This is a genomic window from Clavibacter sp. A6099 (assembly GCF_021919125.1).
GTDB lineage: Bacteria > Actinomycetota > Actinomycetes > Actinomycetales > Microbacteriaceae > Clavibacter > Clavibacter seminis.
In genome coordinates this window covers 3,014,404-3,027,943 of sequence record NZ_CP083439.1, presented here as the reverse complement: position 1 = coordinate 3,027,943, position 13,540 = coordinate 3,014,404, and the positions used below count along the sequence as shown (strand labels likewise).

Here is a 13,540-nt window from a genome sequence, read left to right as displayed (position 1 = left end):
CGCGCCCGCTACTCGGCGGTGGGGGAGGCGGAGCGCGCGTCCGCCGACTCGAGCGCGACCAGGCGGCGGATCTCGTCGGCGTCCACGTTCACGCCGAAGAGCGAGCGGCCGGGCTCGAGCACGCGGCCGGCAGCCAGCGGGCCGATGTCGACGGGGTCGAAGCCGAACGCGTCGACGAGGGCGGCCACCGTCGCGCGCGCCCGGTCGTCGTCGCCCGCGACCGCAATGCCCTTGCGGCCGGGCTCGCCGGACGGACGGGGTCCCTCGTCGAGGTCGTGGTACCCCATGTGGTTGAAGGCCTTGACGACCGTCGAGTCGGGAAGGAAGTCCTGCACGAGCTCGCTCGTGGAGGAGGCGGGATTCGCGAGGTCGTCGCGGTGGCCGTCGACCTCCCACCAGTAGTTCATGGCGTCGACCACGAGCTTCCCGGCGAGCTCGGCGACGGGCACCGAGGGCAGCTTGCCGAGGGGGAGCGCGAGGATCACGACGTCGGCGCGCGCCGCCGCGTCCGCCGAGGTGGTGGCGACGGCGCCCGGCGCGAGCACGTCGACGATGAGGGCGATGCGCGACGGATCCCCCGAGCCCGAGATGAGCACCTCGTGCCCGGCGGCGATCGCGCGGCGGGCGAGGACGGTGCCGACCTTGCCGGCGCCGAGGATCCCCACGGTCGCCCGGTCCGCGGATCCGCCGGATCCCGGTGCCCCGTCGTCGTCGCGGCGGTCGGGGGCCTCGGGGGACTGCGTCATGCCCCCATCATCCCCTCCGCCGCGCTCTCCTAGCCGCCGAGGAGCCGCGGGGGCAGAGTGGGACGGGGGACGGCCGCACCCGCGCCGCGACGTCCACCCGCTCGATCGACCCAGAGGAGCACGACGATGCCGGAGACCCGGGAAGAGCTGCTCGTCCACACCTTCGTGAGCCTCGCGGACTCGCTCGTGAGCGACTTCGACGTGCTCGAGCTCCTCCAGACGCTGGTCGACCAGGCCACGCTGCTGTTCGACGCGAGCGCGTCCGGCATCATCATCGGGCCGGACGCCCAGCACCTCGAGGTCGTCGCGTCGACGAGCGAGAAGAGCCGTCTCGTCGGGCTGATGCAGCTCGAGGTCGGCGAGGGCCCGTGCGTCGAGGCCGTGACCACCGGCCGGGTCGTGTCCGTCGCCGACGTGCGCGAGATCGCCCACCGCTGGCCGGCCTTCGCGGAGCAGGCCGCGGGCGCCGGGTACGTGTCGGTGCACGCCATCCCGCTGCGGCTGCGCGGGCAGGTCATCGGATCGCTCAACCTCTTCCGCGACCACGAGGGCGCGCTTAACGGGGCCGACGCGACGGCCGCGCAGGCGCTCGCCGACGTCGCGACGATCAGCGTGCTGCAGGAGCGGACGATCCGCGACAGCACCGTCGTGCACGACCAGCTCCGCCACGCGCTCGACAGCCGCGTGGTGATCGAGCAGGCCAAGGGGGTCATCGCGCACACGCACGGCGTCGACATGGACCAGGCGTTCCAGCTCATCCGCCGCGAAGCGCGCGGCACCAGCACGGCGATGCACGTCGTCGCGGCGGGCATCGTGGCGGGTCGGCTGACGATCCCGGCGTCCGCGCGGCCCTAGGGTCCGGGCCCGGTCCGGGCTCGGCGGGGCGGCCGGGCTCGGCGCGTCGCCGCGTCAGGCGAGCGTGCCGGCGAGGATCCAGTCGAGCGTCCCGAGGTCCTCCCACACGTGGGCGTGGATGTCGGCGGCGCGGGCCGCGTCGACGTTCGCGGACTTGTCGTCGACGAAGACGATCCGGTCGGCCGGGCTGTCGAGGCGCTCGACGGCGAGCGGCCAGACGTCGGCGTCGGGCTTGGCCATGCCGATCCGGGCGCTCACCAGCACCACGTCGAAGCGCGCGCCCCAGCCCGCGGGGTCCTCGAGCACGTCGGCGAGCTCGTGCGGCGCGTTGGAGAGGATCGCGAGCCGGTACCCGGCGGCGATGGCGCGATCCAGGGCGGCGAGCGTCGCATCGTCGGGGGATCCCCACCGGCGCTGCTCGATCGCGACGAGCTCCGCGAGCCCGTCGTCCGTGGGGACGGGAGCGTCGGCGTCCCGGGCGACCGCATCCCAGAAGTCCCGGGCGCTGCCACCGCGGTCGTACGCCTCGCGGTGCGCGTCGAAGGCCGCGCGGACGCGCTCCTCCGCGTCCTCGCCCGTGACTCCCGCGGGGTCCAGCGCGCGGGTCAGCGCGCCGATGTCGTCCGGCCGGGTGATGAGCACGCCGCCGATGTCGAAGAGGAGCCAGGGCAGGGAGGGGGCGCGGTTCTCGGGCACGGGTCTCCTTCGGGACGAGCGGATGGGATCCCTCGAGCATGCCCGCTGCGCGCCCGGGGCGCCCGCGGCGTCCACGCCCGTGCGGATCCCGTGAGGGTCGCGGCCCCCGCCGCACGGCTTCCGTGAGGGCCGGCTCCCGCCGCCGTCCGCGGGGGTAGACCTGCTGCCATGACCCTCACCGCGATCCTCCCGTCGCTCCGCCGCAGCATCCCGGATCCGCTCGCCGCCGCCCTCTGGCCCGCCGGCACCGTCGCCACCACGACCGACCTGCGCGTCGGCGACGTGTCGCTCGTCGCGCTCGCCGCGGAGCGCGGCACGCCCTGCACGTCCACGGCGGCCGCCGTCGAGCGGGGCAGCAGCGGGCGGGCGTCGCGGACGGCGTCGGCCTCGGCGGTCGTGCTGCGGATCCTCGCCGTCGCCCCCGCGACCGACGGGTCCCCGCGCGCCCTCCTCGTGGACGCGGACGTCGCCGGCCTCGCCTGCGCGTGGGCGGAGGCGCGGCTCATCGGCCGGGCGTCCACCGCCGCGGCGCGCCCCGCGGAGGTCGGCGGCCAGGCCGTCCGGCTGCCCGCGGACCTCGCGGCAGGCGACCTCATCGCGGTGCCCGTGCCGGCCGCGGTGGAGGTGCGGGGGATCCGCGTGGTCGATGCGTCGACGCCCGTGACGCTCCCGTGCGCGGCCCGCATCGCGCCCGTCCCGGTGCGCGTCGAGGCGCCCGTCGTCGTGCGCGCGCTGGCGCACGTGCGCTGATCCGCGGCCGCCCGCCCGTGCGGCCGCGGCGTCGCCCTGTACTACACTCGATCCCGGTGGCGTGTCCGAGCGGCCTAAGGAGCACGCCTCGAAAGCGTGTGTGGGGGAGACTCCACCGTGGGTTCAAATCCCACCGCCACCGCCAGATGGATCCGGCACCGCGCCTCGCGCGCAGCCGGAGATCCGCGAGAAGGGCCCCGGGAGACCGGGGCCCTTCGTCGTCGGTGGGGGTCGTCGCGAGGTGGGCGCCCGCCTCAGCGCAGCACGCCCATCTCCCGCGCCGCCGCCACCGCGCCCGTGCGCGAGCTCACGCCGAGCTTCGAGAAGACGTGCACGAGGTGCGACTTCACGGTGGCGTCGGTGATGTGCAGGCGCGCGGCGACGTCGGTGTTGGAGGCGCCGTCGGCGACCAGCCGCAGCACCTCGATCTCGCGCGACGACAGGCTCACGCGCGGGGCGCGCATCCGGGCGAGGAGGCGGCTCGCCACCGCGGGCGCCAGCGCGCTCTCGCCGGCGGCGGCCGCGCGCACCGCCGCGAGCAGCTCCGCGGGCGGCGCGTCCTTGAGGAGGTAGCCGCTGGCGCCCGCCTCGACGGCGCTGAGGATGTCGCCGTCGCTGTCGTAGTTGGTGAGGATCAGCACGTAGGGCGCGGCCTCCGCCGCCCGGATCTGTCGCGTCGCGTCGGCGCCGGTGCGCTCCTGGCCGAACTGGAGGTCCATCAGCACGAGGTCGGGATCCTGGGACGCCGCGAGCGCGACGGCCTCGGCGGGCGTGGCCGCCTCCCCGATCACGTCGATGTCGGCCGCGGCGTCGAGGACGGCGTGGAGGCCCGCGCGGACCACGGGGTGGTCGTCGGCGATGACGATGCGGATCACGACGGCTCGACCCCCAGGATCGCGGTGATGGTGGTGCCCTGGCCGGGCGCGCTGTCGACGTCGAGGCTGCCGCCGAGCTGGTCGACGCGCTGCGCCATGGCGCGGAGGCCGAACGAGTCGGAGGCGCCGGCATCCGCGCCCACCCGGGCCGGGTCGAAGCCCACGCCGTCGTCGCGCACCGTGAGCGTCGCGTGCGTGGCCGTGACCGCGAGGCCGATCTCCACGACGCTCGCGTCGGCGTGCTGCGCGACGTTCGCCACCGCGCCCTGCGCGATGCGCAGCAGGGCCGTCTGCACGTCCATCGGCAGCCGCGACTCGAGCGGTGGCACGGCGACGTCGATGCGGAGTCCCTCCCGGTGCCACTGCGCGCTCAGCCGGCCGAGCGCCGCGGCGAGCCCCGCGTCGAGCGAGGGCGGCGCGAGCTCCCGGATGAAGCGGCGCGTGTCGGCGAGCCCGTCGGCCGCGGTCGCCCGCGCCAGGCGGATGTGGTCGAGGCCCGGCCGGTCGCCGTCGGCCGCCTCCGCCGCGTGCAGCAGCATCTGGATGCTGCTGAGGCCCTGCGCGACGGTGTCGTGGATCTCCCGGGCGAGCCGGGCGCGCTCCGTCAGCACCCCCTGCTCCCGCTCGGTCGCGGCGAGGAGGTCGCGCGTGGCGATGAGCTCCGCGAGGAGCGCCTCCCGCTCCGCCGACTCGCGCGCGAGCGCCCGGTAGCCGAGGCCGATGAGCAGGGCCACGCCCGCGCCGACGAGCGGGCCGATCACGCCGCCGATCGTGAATCCGCCGTGCAGCCCGAGCGCCACCACCGCGACGAGGGTCGCGACGACCACAGCGATCGGTCCCGCGGCGCGCGGCAGGGCGTGCAGGTAGAGGAAGAAGAGCGGGAAGACGAGGTAGGCCGCATCCGGCACGAGCACGAGGAGGGCGATCCACGCGGCGGTGAGCGCGGTGATCCACACGGCCCCGACCGCGGCCCGGCGCGACTCGCGCACCATGCGCACGCGGGCGCCGAGCAGGTAGAGCACCGCGAACGCGGCGGCCAGCGCGAGCGCGGCCGCCGTGCGCGGCGAGTCCGCGACGAGCACGCGCACGACCACGAGCGCGAGCAGCGCGGCGACGAGCACGTGCAGTCCGGTGCGGAGCCCCACGAACACGGGGGAGAGGGTGCTGTGGGCCATGTCCCCTGGAGCGTACGGCGGCGACGGCCCGCGCGGATCAATCGAAAGTGGGAAGCAGGGAGCGAACCTCTCCCCGATGGATGCGGGGAGCCCGACGGCGAGGCTGATCACGGCGGCGGGGAAGGACCTCGGCGCCGGAAGGATCCATCGTGTTCGTCGCCTGGCGTGATCTCCGATTCGCCCGGGGCAGGTTCGTGCTCATCGGCGCGGTCGTCGCCCTCATCACCCTGCTCGTGGGGTTCCTCGCGGGCCTGACCGGCGGGCTCGCCGCGCAGGACGTGTCGGCCGTGCTCGGCCTCCCCGGGGACCGCCTCGTGCTCGCCCAGACGGACTCCGGGCAGCCGTCGTTCTCCCAGTCCTCGCTCGACGACGCCACCGTCGCCGCCTGGCGCGGCACCGCGGGGGTCACCGCGGTCACGCCGATCGGGATCGCGCAGGGTCGGGCGACCGGCGCGGGAGCGGCCGGCGGCGCGGGCGCGGATGCCGTCGCGGTCGCCCTGTTCGGCGTCCCGCACGGCGCGCCGTCCTCCACGGTCACCGCCCTGGCGCCCACCGCGGACGACGAGGTCGGGCTGTCGTCCGAGGCGGCGCGCGCCCTGCACGCGGCTGTCGGCGACCGGATCACGATCGCGGGCGCCGCCTACGACGTCGCCTCGATAGGCGGCGACGCCTCCTACAGCCACACCCCCGTCGTCGCGCTCACGCCGAACGCCTGGGCGGACGCCGACCAGCGGCTCGGCGGCGACGGCGACGCGACCGTGCTCGCCGTCTCCGGATCCCCGGACTGGGCCGCCGCCGCGAGCGCCAGCCGCACCTCCGCGTCGCCCGCCCTCGCGAGCCTCGGCGCCCTCGAGACCTTCAAGTCGGAGATCGGATCCCTCGCCCTCATGATCGCGATGCTGTTCGGCGTCTCCGCCCTCGTCGTCGGCGCCTTCTTCACCGTGTGGACCATGCAGCGGGCCGGCGACATCGCCGTGCTGAAGGCGCTCGGAGCGTCCGACGCGTCCCTGATCCGCGACGCGCTCGGCCAGGCGCTCGTCGTCCTGGTGCTCGGGATCGGCGTCGGCATGGCCGTCGTCGTCGGCCTCGGCGCGCTCGCCGGCGGCACCATCCCCTTCCTGCTGAGCCCGCTCACCACCCTCCTGCCGGCGGCCGCCATGGCCGTCCTCGGGCTCGCCGGCGCCGCCGTCGCGCTCCGCACCGTCACCCACGCCGACCCCCTCACCGCACTCGGGAGCAACCGATGATCCACCTCGACGACGTCACCCTCACCTTCCCCGACGGGGACTCCCGCGTCACCGCGGTCGACCACGTCACGCTCACGGCGCCCGCGGGCGTCGTCACCGGGATCACCGGGCCGTCGGGCTCCGGCAAGTCGTCGATCCTCGCGGTCGCCGCCACCCTCATCCGGCCCGACTCCGGCCGCGTGCTCATCGGCGACGTCGACGCCGCGACCCTCAGCAAGAAGGAGGCGACCGCGCTGCGGCGGGACGGCATCGGGATCGTGTTCCAGCAGTCGAACCTCGTGCCGTCGCTCACCGCGCGGGAGCAGCTGCTCGTGATGGCGGAGCTCGGCGGCGGGCGTCGGGATCGGACCGCCGTCCGTCGCCGGGCCGACGCCCTGCTGGACGCGGTGGGCCTCGCCGCCCACGCCGGCAAGCGGCCCGCCCAGCTCTCCGGCGGGCAGCGGCAGCGCGTCGCCATCGCCCGCGCGCTCGTGAACGACCCGTCCGTGCTCCTCGTCGACGAGCCCACGAGCGCGCTCGACCAGGAGCGCGGCGCCGAGATCATGGACCTCATCGCGCAGCTCAGCCACCAGCGCGGCACGGCGACCCTGCTCGTCACCCACGACCTGGTGCACCGCGCCGCGCTCGACCGGCTCGTGACGGTGGTGGACGGGCGGATCGCGGGTGTCGAGGAGGCCGGTCTCGATCACGACGGGGCGTCCCTCTCAGCCGAACCGCCGGTGGGTGCGCCTCGATGAGCCGTCGGCATCCATCGACCAGCGGTTGCTGCTACCTTCTGTCGCATGACGTCGACCGGAGCCCGCGGTCTCGCCGCGAGCTTCGGCCCTCTCGAGTACGAGATCCTCGAGGCTCTCTGGAGGATCGGCGACTCCTCCGTGGGGGGCTGCGTCGAGGAGCTCCCGGGTCGACAGGCCTACTCCACGGTGAAGACCGTGATGGAGCGCATGGTGGACAAGGGCCATCTCGCGCGGGTCAAGGACGGACGGGCGTTCCGCTACTCGACGACAGCCACTCGCGAGGAGATGACGCGCCTGGCCGCGACGAGGTCGAGCAGGGACCTGCTCGCCGGCTTCGGGAGCGTGGCGGTGAGCAGCTTCGTCGATCAGATCGATCCCGCATCACCCGAGTTCGACGAGCTCGTGGCGCGGTTGCAGGCGGTCGTCGACCGCTCCGGTGGATCGGATCGCTCGTGATCACGAGCGGGGACTGATCGCAGCGTGGACGCCGTGATGATCGGCTATCCGGAGGTGGTCCTCGCCCTGTGGGGGCCGCTCGTCGTGCGGTCGGCCTGGGCCGTCTGGCGCAGGACGGGGGCGATGCGGGCCGCGCCGAGGAGTCGTGCGCATGTCGCGACCGCGGTCGCGGTGGCGCCCCTGCTGGCCTTCCTCGTCCCCTTCGACCCGAGCACGCCCCTCCGCGACCTGGTCCCGTGGCGCATGCCCCTGGCCTACGGGATCTCCGACGCTCCGCCGTCCGACGCGCTGCATTCGCTCGCCGGGTTCCTCCTGATGCTGCTCACCGTGGTGCCCCTCGCATCCATCGTCGCGTCCTTCGCCATCGGGGCGGTGGAGGTGCTGGTCTCCGAGCGGCGACTCGCTCGTGCGGTGGTGGCGCGTCGCGGTGACGTACGCGTCCTGTCCGAGCGGCATGCGACCGGGCCGTGCGTCTCCGGCCTCCTGTTCCCGCGCATCCATGCGAGCCGATCCGTCCTCGACGGGCCCGACGCGGACGTCGTGCTCGCCCACGAGTCATCTCATCGGCGTCATCGTCATCCCCTCCTGAGGTTCGTGACCGTCTGCGCCGTCCGTGCCTGGTGGTGGATCCCCGGCGGGCGCTCGATCCGGGAGGACGTCGTCGCCGCCACCGAGGAATGGGCGGACGCCGACGCGCGACGCCGCGTCGGCGATCATCGCGTGGCCTGCGCGCTACTGGCGGCGGTTCGTGCGGGCAGCTCGCCGGCAGGTCGTGGTCCGGTCGGCGTGGCCGGGATGGTGGGGGCCGCCGGGGTGCTCGAGCGGCGCATCACGGCGCTCGCGACTCCTGTCCGCCACGAGCCGGTGATCGATCGGCTCGTGGCGGCCGGCGGCATCGTCATCGCCCTGCTGGTGTTCGTCGTCGTGTTCTGAGTCGATCAACTGCTACGTTCTGTAGCAGTTGCGGGCGACCTCAGATCAGCCCGGGAAGGCGGGAGCATGTCCGATGGAATCAGTGCGGGTCGAGGAGCGTCGCTCACGGGGCCACCGTCGGCCCTCGTCATCGAGACCCGCGGGCTCTCGCGGCGGTTCGGCCGGGCGACGGTGGTGCAGGGCGTGGACCTGGCGGTCCGACCGGGGACCGTCTACGGGCTCCTCGGCCCGAACGGCGCGGGCAAGAGCACGACGATCAAGATGATCCTCGGGCTGCTGAAGCCCACCGCCGGCGGCATCGACCTCTTCGGCGAACCCTGGAGCCGACGGTCGCTGGGACGGCTCGGGGCGAGCGTGGACGGTCCGAGCCTCTTCGACCACCTCTCGGCCGCGCAGAATCTCCAGGTCCATGCCCACCTGTTGGGACTCGACGGGGGCGGAGTGGACACGGCGCTCGATCTGGTCGGGCTGGCCTCGACGGGACGGAAGGCGGTGCGGAACTTCTCCTTGGGGATGAAGAGCAGGCTCGCTCTCGGGATCTCGCTGTTGGGCGAGCCGGAGCTCGTCATCGCCGACGAGCCGCAGAACGGTCTCGACCCGGAGGGCATCGCTGACACGCGGCGGCTCCTCAGGTGCATCGCGGACTCCGGTCGGACGGTGGTCCTGTCCAGCCACGTCCTCGCCGAGGTCGCCGCTGTCGCAGACGACGTGGGTGTCATGGTCGGGGGTCGGCTCGTGCATCAGGGGCCGCTCCACGAGGTGGCCCCGGATGGCGACCTCGAGCGCCAGTACTTCCGGCTCACCGCCGCCGCGGGACGATGAGCGCCGTGGTCCCGATGGCGCGCGTCCTGCGCGCCGAGAAGGCCCGCTGGCGTCGCGACGTGTCGGCTCGCATCCCGTGGGCCGGGCTCGTCGTGGGCGGAGGTCTGGGCCTCCTGTCGTCCGGAGCATCGGTGTCCCCCGGTTGGACAGCCGTCCTCGCGTGGCTGAATCCGTGGGCGGTGTTCGTCGGACCGATGCTGGCCGTGCTCGTCGTGGCCGTCTCCCTGTCGGGCGACCGCGCCTCCCGGGGTGGGGGCACGTGGTGGCGTCCGGTGGCTCGATGGCAGATGGATGCGGCGAAGTCCGCCATCTCCGCGCTCTTCATCCTCATGACGACGTTCGGCGCCGTCGCGGGCGTCCTGGCCGTCGGGACGACGCACGAGGCGATCGCCACGCTCCCCTGGGCACGTGTCGCCGAGGTGGTGGCGACGCTGTGGGCGGGCTCGGTGAGCATCGCGGCGGTCATCGTGCGCGTGGGGCGCCGTCTCGGCCTGCTGGCGTCGCTGGGCATCGGCGCGGTGTGGTGCGTCGTCGGTGCGCTGGCAGCGGAGTCCCCATTCGCGTTCGCCGTGCCGCCCGCCTGGGCGGTCCGGGCGACGATCCCGCTCTTCGGGACCCATTCCAACGGGATCACGCTGCCACCCGGCTCTCCCCTGGCGCAGATCGACCCCCTCCCCTGGTCCCTGGCCTGCATCGGATTCGCTGTGCTCGTCGTGACCGTCCGTCGCCGTGAGGGCGGCCTCCCTGGGGTGGATCACCTCACCGCCGTTCCGGCTCCTGTCACGCACGGGGAGGACCGAGCACCACGCATCGTGCTCTCACGCCCCTCCGAGGCCTGGCAGCCGCGTCGGGCCGGGCGCGAGGCCTCCTCGCGAAGCGTCGCGCGGGCGACCCTCGTCGCCCTGCGACGGACTCCCCTGTGGATCGTGCCGCTCGTCACCACCGCGTCCGTCCTCCTGATCACCCGGTGGCAGCCTCCGACGCGCGTGCTCCAGGTGGTGCCGCTCGCCGTCGTCCCCGTGGTGGCATCCGTCACCCCGCTGATCGTGTGGGGTCGGCTGCGACCCGCGTGGCGAGCGGTGGCGACGAGGCCCGTCGCCCTCGTCCGGCCGGCGCTGGCCGCGGCGACCCTCACGGCGCTCGTCACCTCGTGCTCGGTCGTCGTGCCGCTCCTGGTCCTCGGGGCCGTCGGGGTCGATTCGACACGTGTGCGGGTGCTCGTCGCCATGTGCGCGCTGACCGGCGTCATGTGGACCTGCGTGCAGCTCGTGCTGACGATCGCCGCGGGCCGTGTCGTGGCGACGGCCGCGGGCATCATCGGCACGTTCATCTCCCTGCTGATCGGCGGCAGCGTCCTGGCGGACCGCTTCTGGCGCTGGGACCCGTGGTCGTGGGGACGGCTCACCGAGCCAACACGGGTCGCCTTCGCCGTCCCGGTGATGATCGCGACCACCGCCCTGAGCTGCCTCGCTCTCGGTCGCGTGGTCCGGAGGGTGGCGGCGAGGTGATCGATCCGTCGATGGACATCGAGATGTCGGCTGCGCAGGCGCGGTCGGTTCCCCGCGCCCCGCGCCCGCGCTCAGTCGGTCCCGCGCACCCCGTACAGCACCACGTCGTCGAGGTAGCGCCAGAGCGTGCCCGTCTCCGGGAAGCCCGCGCTGCGGAGCGTCTCGAGGTGGAAGCCGAGCGTGACCTTCGGGGGCGCGATGTGGAGCTCCTCGCCCCAGACCTCGTCGCGGCGGGCGAGCGCGTCGGCGTAGCGCGGGGTGTCGGCGACGGCCTGCCACCAGGCGTCCCAGGTGTCGACGCCGCCGGCTGCGAACGCCGCGTCCTGCACCTCCTGGTCGTCGGCGAGGGAGATGCGTCGGAGCGTGCCCTCCTGGTGGGCGTCGTAGGAGAGGTGGTCGCCGTTCAGCACGATGCCGCCGGGGCGCACGAGCGCGGGCAGCGCGCGGTACACGTCGACGAGCGCGGCCGGCTGCAGCCAGTGCAGGGCGGTGGATGAGACGACGGCGTCGAAGCCGCCCGCGGCGATGAGCGGGTGATCCGCCCAGCCGGCGTCCGCGAGGTCCACCTCGGCGACGTGCAGGCGCGGCTCGCCGAGCGCGAGGTCGGCGGCGATGGCGAGCAGCGCCGGGTCCTTGTCGGCGACGACCGCGGTGGCGCCCGGGATCGCGGCCAGGATCTCCAGGGCGAGCGAGCCGGTGCCGCCGGCCAGGTCGAGGATGCGCGGCGCGGCGGAGCCCGCGGCCACGTGCCGCACGACGCGCGCGATGGTCGCGAAGCGCTCGGCGCGGTGGCGGATGTAGCCGGTCTGCTGCGCGTCCCAGCGGGCGGCGAGGGAGCGGGCGTCCGCGATCACGGCGGCGTCGGCCGCCGTCGGGGCGGTGGTGGTGTCGGTCATGGTCGGGTCCTCTCGAGGGGGATGGACGCGTCGAGCTGGTCGCCCGGCGCGGGGAGGGTGAAGCGGAGGTGGGGGTGGCCGTCGGCGTCCGGGATCACGGTGGTGCGCACGCCGTAGACCGCGTCGAGCAGCTCGGGCCGGAGCACGTCGCGCGGGGATCCGGCGCCGGCCACGCGCCCGCGGTCGATCACGACGACGTGGTCGCAGGCCGCCGCGGCCGCCTCGAGGTCGTGCAGCACGACCACCACGGTCGGGGCGATGCGCCGCATCAGCCCCACGACCTCGAGCCGGTGCCGGATGTCGAGGTGGTTGGTGGGCTCGTCGAGCAGCACGTGGCCGGCGCCCTGGGCGAGCGCGCGGGCGAGGGCGACCCGTTGGAGCTCGCCGCCCGAGATGGTCGCGAGCCGGTCGGCGGCGAGGTGCGCGAGGCCGACGGCGTCGAGGGCGGCGGCGATCCGGGCGTCGCGCGAGGATCCGCCCGCCCGCAGCACGCCGTGCTCCGCGAGCCCGCCGAGCGCGACCTCGTCCGCCACGGTGAGCGACTCGTCGGGATCCTGGCGCTGGCCGACCTCGGCGATCCGGCGGGCGATCCAGCGGCGCGAGCGCGTGCGGACGTCCTCGCCGTCGACCGTCACGCGGCCGCCCGCGAGCGGGACGGCGCGCACGAGCGCCCGCAGCAGGGTGGTCTTCCCGCCGCCGTTCGGGCCGACGATGCCGCTCACGGATCCGGTCGGTGCCTCGAACGACACGTCGTCGAGCAGGACGCGCCCGCCCGCGACCACGCGCACGCCCTCGGCGCGGATCACGGCAGGGTGGCGAGCAGCCCGGTGAGCTCGGCCGGGCCCTTCGTCGTGAGCATGCTGGGCGGATCCGTGAACGGGAACCGCAGCGCCACGACCCGCTTGTCGCGCACCGCCGAGAGCCCCGAGACGCCGGGCGCGCCGAGGAACGCGGCGACCGCGTCGTCCGGCGAGCCGCTGGAGTAGAGGATCACGATGGTGCGCGGATCCCGGGACACGATGTCCTCCACGTTCGCGTCGAACACGCGCTGGTCGGAGTCGGCGTAGACGTTCGTGAGACCGGCCGCGGCGAAGACGGGCGTCACCATGCTCGGGCCGCCGTAGGGCGAGAGCACGCTGCCGCCGGACGAGACGTAGAGGGCGGCGGCGGTGCCGGCGTCCGCGGCGGGCGCGCCGATCCTCGCCTGCGCGTCGGAGATGGCCTGCTCCGCGCGGTCGCTCGCGCCGAGCACCGCGCCGAGCGAGCGCACCTCGTCCCAGACGCGGTCGAAGGTGGCCGTCGTGCGGAGCTCGGGCGCCGGATCCGTGCAGTACGCGCTCGGCGTGTAGAGCGGGATGCCGCTGGCCGCCAGCGCTGCCCGGTCGACGGCCTTCTCGGGCGCGATGACGAGGTCGGGCCGCATGCCGATGAGGCTCTCCTGCGACACCACGGATCCGCCCGTCGCGTTGGTCTCGGTCGAGAGGATGTCGGCCTTCGCGAGCGTGTCGTAGGTCGCCGGGTCGTAGAGGTCGGGCTGCAGGGACCCGGTCATCGCGACGACGCGGTCCACCGCGCCGAGCGCCTCGAGGTTCGGGATCTCGTCGGCGTTCACGAGCACGATGCGCTGCGGCGGCGCCGCGAGGGTCACGGGCGAGCCGCAGTTCGTGATCGTGAGCGGGAAGGAGGTGCCGGCGGTCGGATCCGCGGTGCCCGGCGCGCTGCTGGGCGCGGGCGCGCAGGCGGCGAGCCCGGTGAGGAGGGTCGCGGCGGCGACGAGGGCGAGCGGGCGGCGCAGGGCCAGCGGGCGGCGGGGTGCGGGGGATCGGGTCATGGGGCTTCCTGGG

At 74.7% G+C, this 13,540-nt stretch carries 15 protein-coding genes and 1 tRNA gene; 9 read left to right on the top strand and 7 right to left on the bottom strand.

Annotated elements, in window-relative coordinates; all coding sequences use genetic code 11:
- Positions 1 to 8 precede the first annotated feature (8 nt).
- Entirely contained in the window at positions 9 to 746 is a 738-nt protein-coding gene (locus KYT88_RS14330; protein WP_051629226.1) for an NADPH-dependent F420 reductase, read from the bottom strand.
- Between the two features lie 126 nt (positions 747 to 872).
- Between KYT88_RS14330 and KYT88_RS14325 the strand changes: the two genes are divergently transcribed.
- A complete protein-coding gene (locus KYT88_RS14325) occupies positions 873 to 1,601 on the top strand; it encodes a GAF and ANTAR domain-containing protein (RefSeq protein ID WP_043583977.1) in 729 nt (242 codons plus the stop codon).
- A 54-nt stretch (positions 1,602 to 1,655) separates the two neighbouring features.
- Here KYT88_RS14325 and KYT88_RS14320 read toward each other — a convergent pair whose 3' ends face one another.
- A complete protein-coding gene (locus KYT88_RS14320; protein WP_043583979.1) occupies positions 1,656 to 2,297 on the bottom strand; it encodes an HAD family hydrolase in 642 nt (213 codons plus the stop codon).
- A 168-nt stretch (positions 2,298 to 2,465) separates the two neighbouring features.
- On the opposite strand from KYT88_RS14320, the gene KYT88_RS14315 reads away from it, so the two are divergent.
- Positions 2,466 to 3,047: a hypothetical protein gene (locus KYT88_RS14315; protein WP_043583981.1), complete on the top strand. Its 582-nt coding sequence runs from the start codon at positions 2,466 to 2,468 to the stop codon at positions 3,045 to 3,047.
- Positions 3,048 to 3,102: 55 nt separating this feature from the next.
- A tRNA-Ser gene (locus tag KYT88_RS14310) sits at positions 3,103 to 3,192 on the top strand.
- A gap of 109 nt (positions 3,193 to 3,301) precedes the next feature.
- Here the strand turns inward: KYT88_RS14310 and KYT88_RS14305 are convergent.
- Together KYT88_RS14305 and KYT88_RS14300 are read right to left on the bottom strand one after the other, a co-directional pair.
- A complete protein-coding gene (locus tag KYT88_RS14305; protein ID WP_043583983.1) occupies positions 3,302 to 3,922 on the bottom strand; it encodes a response regulator in 621 nt (206 codons plus the stop codon).
- The gene (locus KYT88_RS14300; RefSeq protein WP_043583985.1) at positions 3,919 to 5,097 is read right to left on the bottom strand and encodes a sensor histidine kinase; all 1,179 of its coding nucleotides are present in this window, start codon (positions 5,095 to 5,097) and stop codon (positions 3,919 to 3,921) included. The genes KYT88_RS14305 and KYT88_RS14300 overlap by 4 nt, the downstream gene beginning before the upstream one ends.
- A 149-nt stretch (positions 5,098 to 5,246) precedes the next feature.
- Between KYT88_RS14300 and KYT88_RS14295 the strand changes: the two genes are divergently transcribed.
- The 6 genes from KYT88_RS14295 to KYT88_RS14270 all read left to right on the top strand — a co-directional run bounded on the left by KYT88_RS14295 (position 5,247) and on the right by KYT88_RS14270 (position 10,800).
- A complete protein-coding gene (locus KYT88_RS14295) occupies positions 5,247 to 6,344 on the top strand; it encodes an ABC transporter permease (protein WP_043583988.1) in 1,098 nt (365 codons plus the stop codon).
- Complete coding sequence (locus tag KYT88_RS14290; protein WP_043583990.1) at positions 6,341 to 7,081, top strand: ABC transporter ATP-binding protein; 741 nt, start codon at positions 6,341 to 6,343, stop codon at positions 7,079 to 7,081. The genes KYT88_RS14295 and KYT88_RS14290 overlap by 4 nt, the downstream gene beginning before the upstream one ends.
- A 45-nt stretch (positions 7,082 to 7,126) precedes the next feature.
- The gene (locus KYT88_RS14285; RefSeq protein WP_043583992.1) at positions 7,127 to 7,537 is read left to right on the top strand and encodes a BlaI/MecI/CopY family transcriptional regulator; all 411 of its coding nucleotides are present in this window, start codon (positions 7,127 to 7,129) and stop codon (positions 7,535 to 7,537) included.
- Positions 7,538 to 7,570: 33 nt separating this feature from the next.
- On the top strand, positions 7,571 to 8,470 hold the full coding sequence (locus KYT88_RS14280; RefSeq protein ID WP_156032177.1) for a M56 family metallopeptidase: 900 nt from the start codon (positions 7,571 to 7,573) through the stop codon (positions 8,468 to 8,470).
- A 183-nt stretch (positions 8,471 to 8,653) separates the two neighbouring features.
- Positions 8,654 to 9,292, top strand: a complete 639-nt coding sequence (locus KYT88_RS14275) for an ABC transporter ATP-binding protein (RefSeq protein ID WP_200871134.1) — start codon at positions 8,654 to 8,656, stop codon at positions 9,290 to 9,292.
- A gap of 5 nt (positions 9,293 to 9,297) precedes the next feature.
- On the top strand, positions 9,298 to 10,800 hold the full coding sequence (locus KYT88_RS14270; RefSeq protein WP_043583997.1) for an ABC-2 family transporter permease: 1,503 nt from the start codon (positions 9,298 to 9,300) through the stop codon (positions 10,798 to 10,800).
- 71 nt (positions 10,801 to 10,871) lie between these two features.
- Here the strand turns inward: KYT88_RS14270 and KYT88_RS14265 are convergent, their stop codons facing one another.
- From KYT88_RS14265 to KYT88_RS14255, 3 genes are read right to left on the bottom strand one after another with little or no spacing between them, the layout of a single operon-like run.
- Positions 10,872 to 11,696, bottom strand: coding sequence for a class I SAM-dependent methyltransferase (locus tag KYT88_RS14265; protein WP_051629228.1), 825 nt, complete (start codon positions 11,694 to 11,696; stop codon positions 10,872 to 10,874).
- A complete protein-coding gene (locus tag KYT88_RS14260; RefSeq protein WP_051629229.1) occupies positions 11,693 to 12,502 on the bottom strand; it encodes an ABC transporter ATP-binding protein in 810 nt (269 codons plus the stop codon). The genes KYT88_RS14265 and KYT88_RS14260 overlap by 4 nt, the downstream gene beginning before the upstream one ends.
- Positions 12,499 to 13,527: an ABC transporter substrate-binding protein gene (locus tag KYT88_RS14255; protein ID WP_043583999.1), complete on the bottom strand. Its 1,029-nt coding sequence runs from the start codon at positions 13,525 to 13,527 to the stop codon at positions 12,499 to 12,501. Before KYT88_RS14255 ends, KYT88_RS14260 begins: the two co-directional genes overlap by 4 nt.
- Between the last annotated feature and the right edge of the window lie 13 nt (positions 13,528 to 13,540).

What these genes read in the sequence shown, in the direction of transcription:
- KYT88_RS14330 (WP_051629226.1), bottom strand. Translation starts at nt 746, where the DNA reads ATGACGCAGTCCCCCGAGGCCCCCGACCGCCGCGACGACGACGGGGCA.
- KYT88_RS14325 (WP_043583977.1), top strand. Translation starts at nt 873, where the DNA reads ATGCCGGAGACCCGGGAAGAGCTGCTCGTCCACACCTTCGTGAGCCTC.
- KYT88_RS14315 (WP_043583981.1), top strand. Translation starts at nt 2,466, where the DNA reads ATGACCCTCACCGCGATCCTCCCGTCGCTCCGCCGCAGCATCCCGGAT.
- KYT88_RS14300 (WP_043583985.1), bottom strand. Translation starts at nt 5,097, where the DNA reads ATGGCCCACAGCACCCTCTCCCCCGTGTTCGTGGGGCTCCGCACCGGA.
- KYT88_RS14290 (WP_043583990.1), top strand. Translation starts at nt 6,341, where the DNA reads ATGATCCACCTCGACGACGTCACCCTCACCTTCCCCGACGGGGACTCC.
- KYT88_RS14285 (WP_043583992.1), top strand. Translation starts at nt 7,127, where the DNA reads ATGACGTCGACCGGAGCCCGCGGTCTCGCCGCGAGCTTCGGCCCTCTC.
- KYT88_RS14265 (WP_051629228.1), bottom strand. Translation starts at nt 11,696, where the DNA reads ATGACCGACACCACCACCGCCCCGACGGCGGCCGACGCCGCCGTGATC.
- KYT88_RS14255 (WP_043583999.1), bottom strand. Translation starts at nt 13,527, where the DNA reads ATGACCCGATCCCCCGCACCCCGCCGCCCGCTGGCCCTGCGCCGCCCG.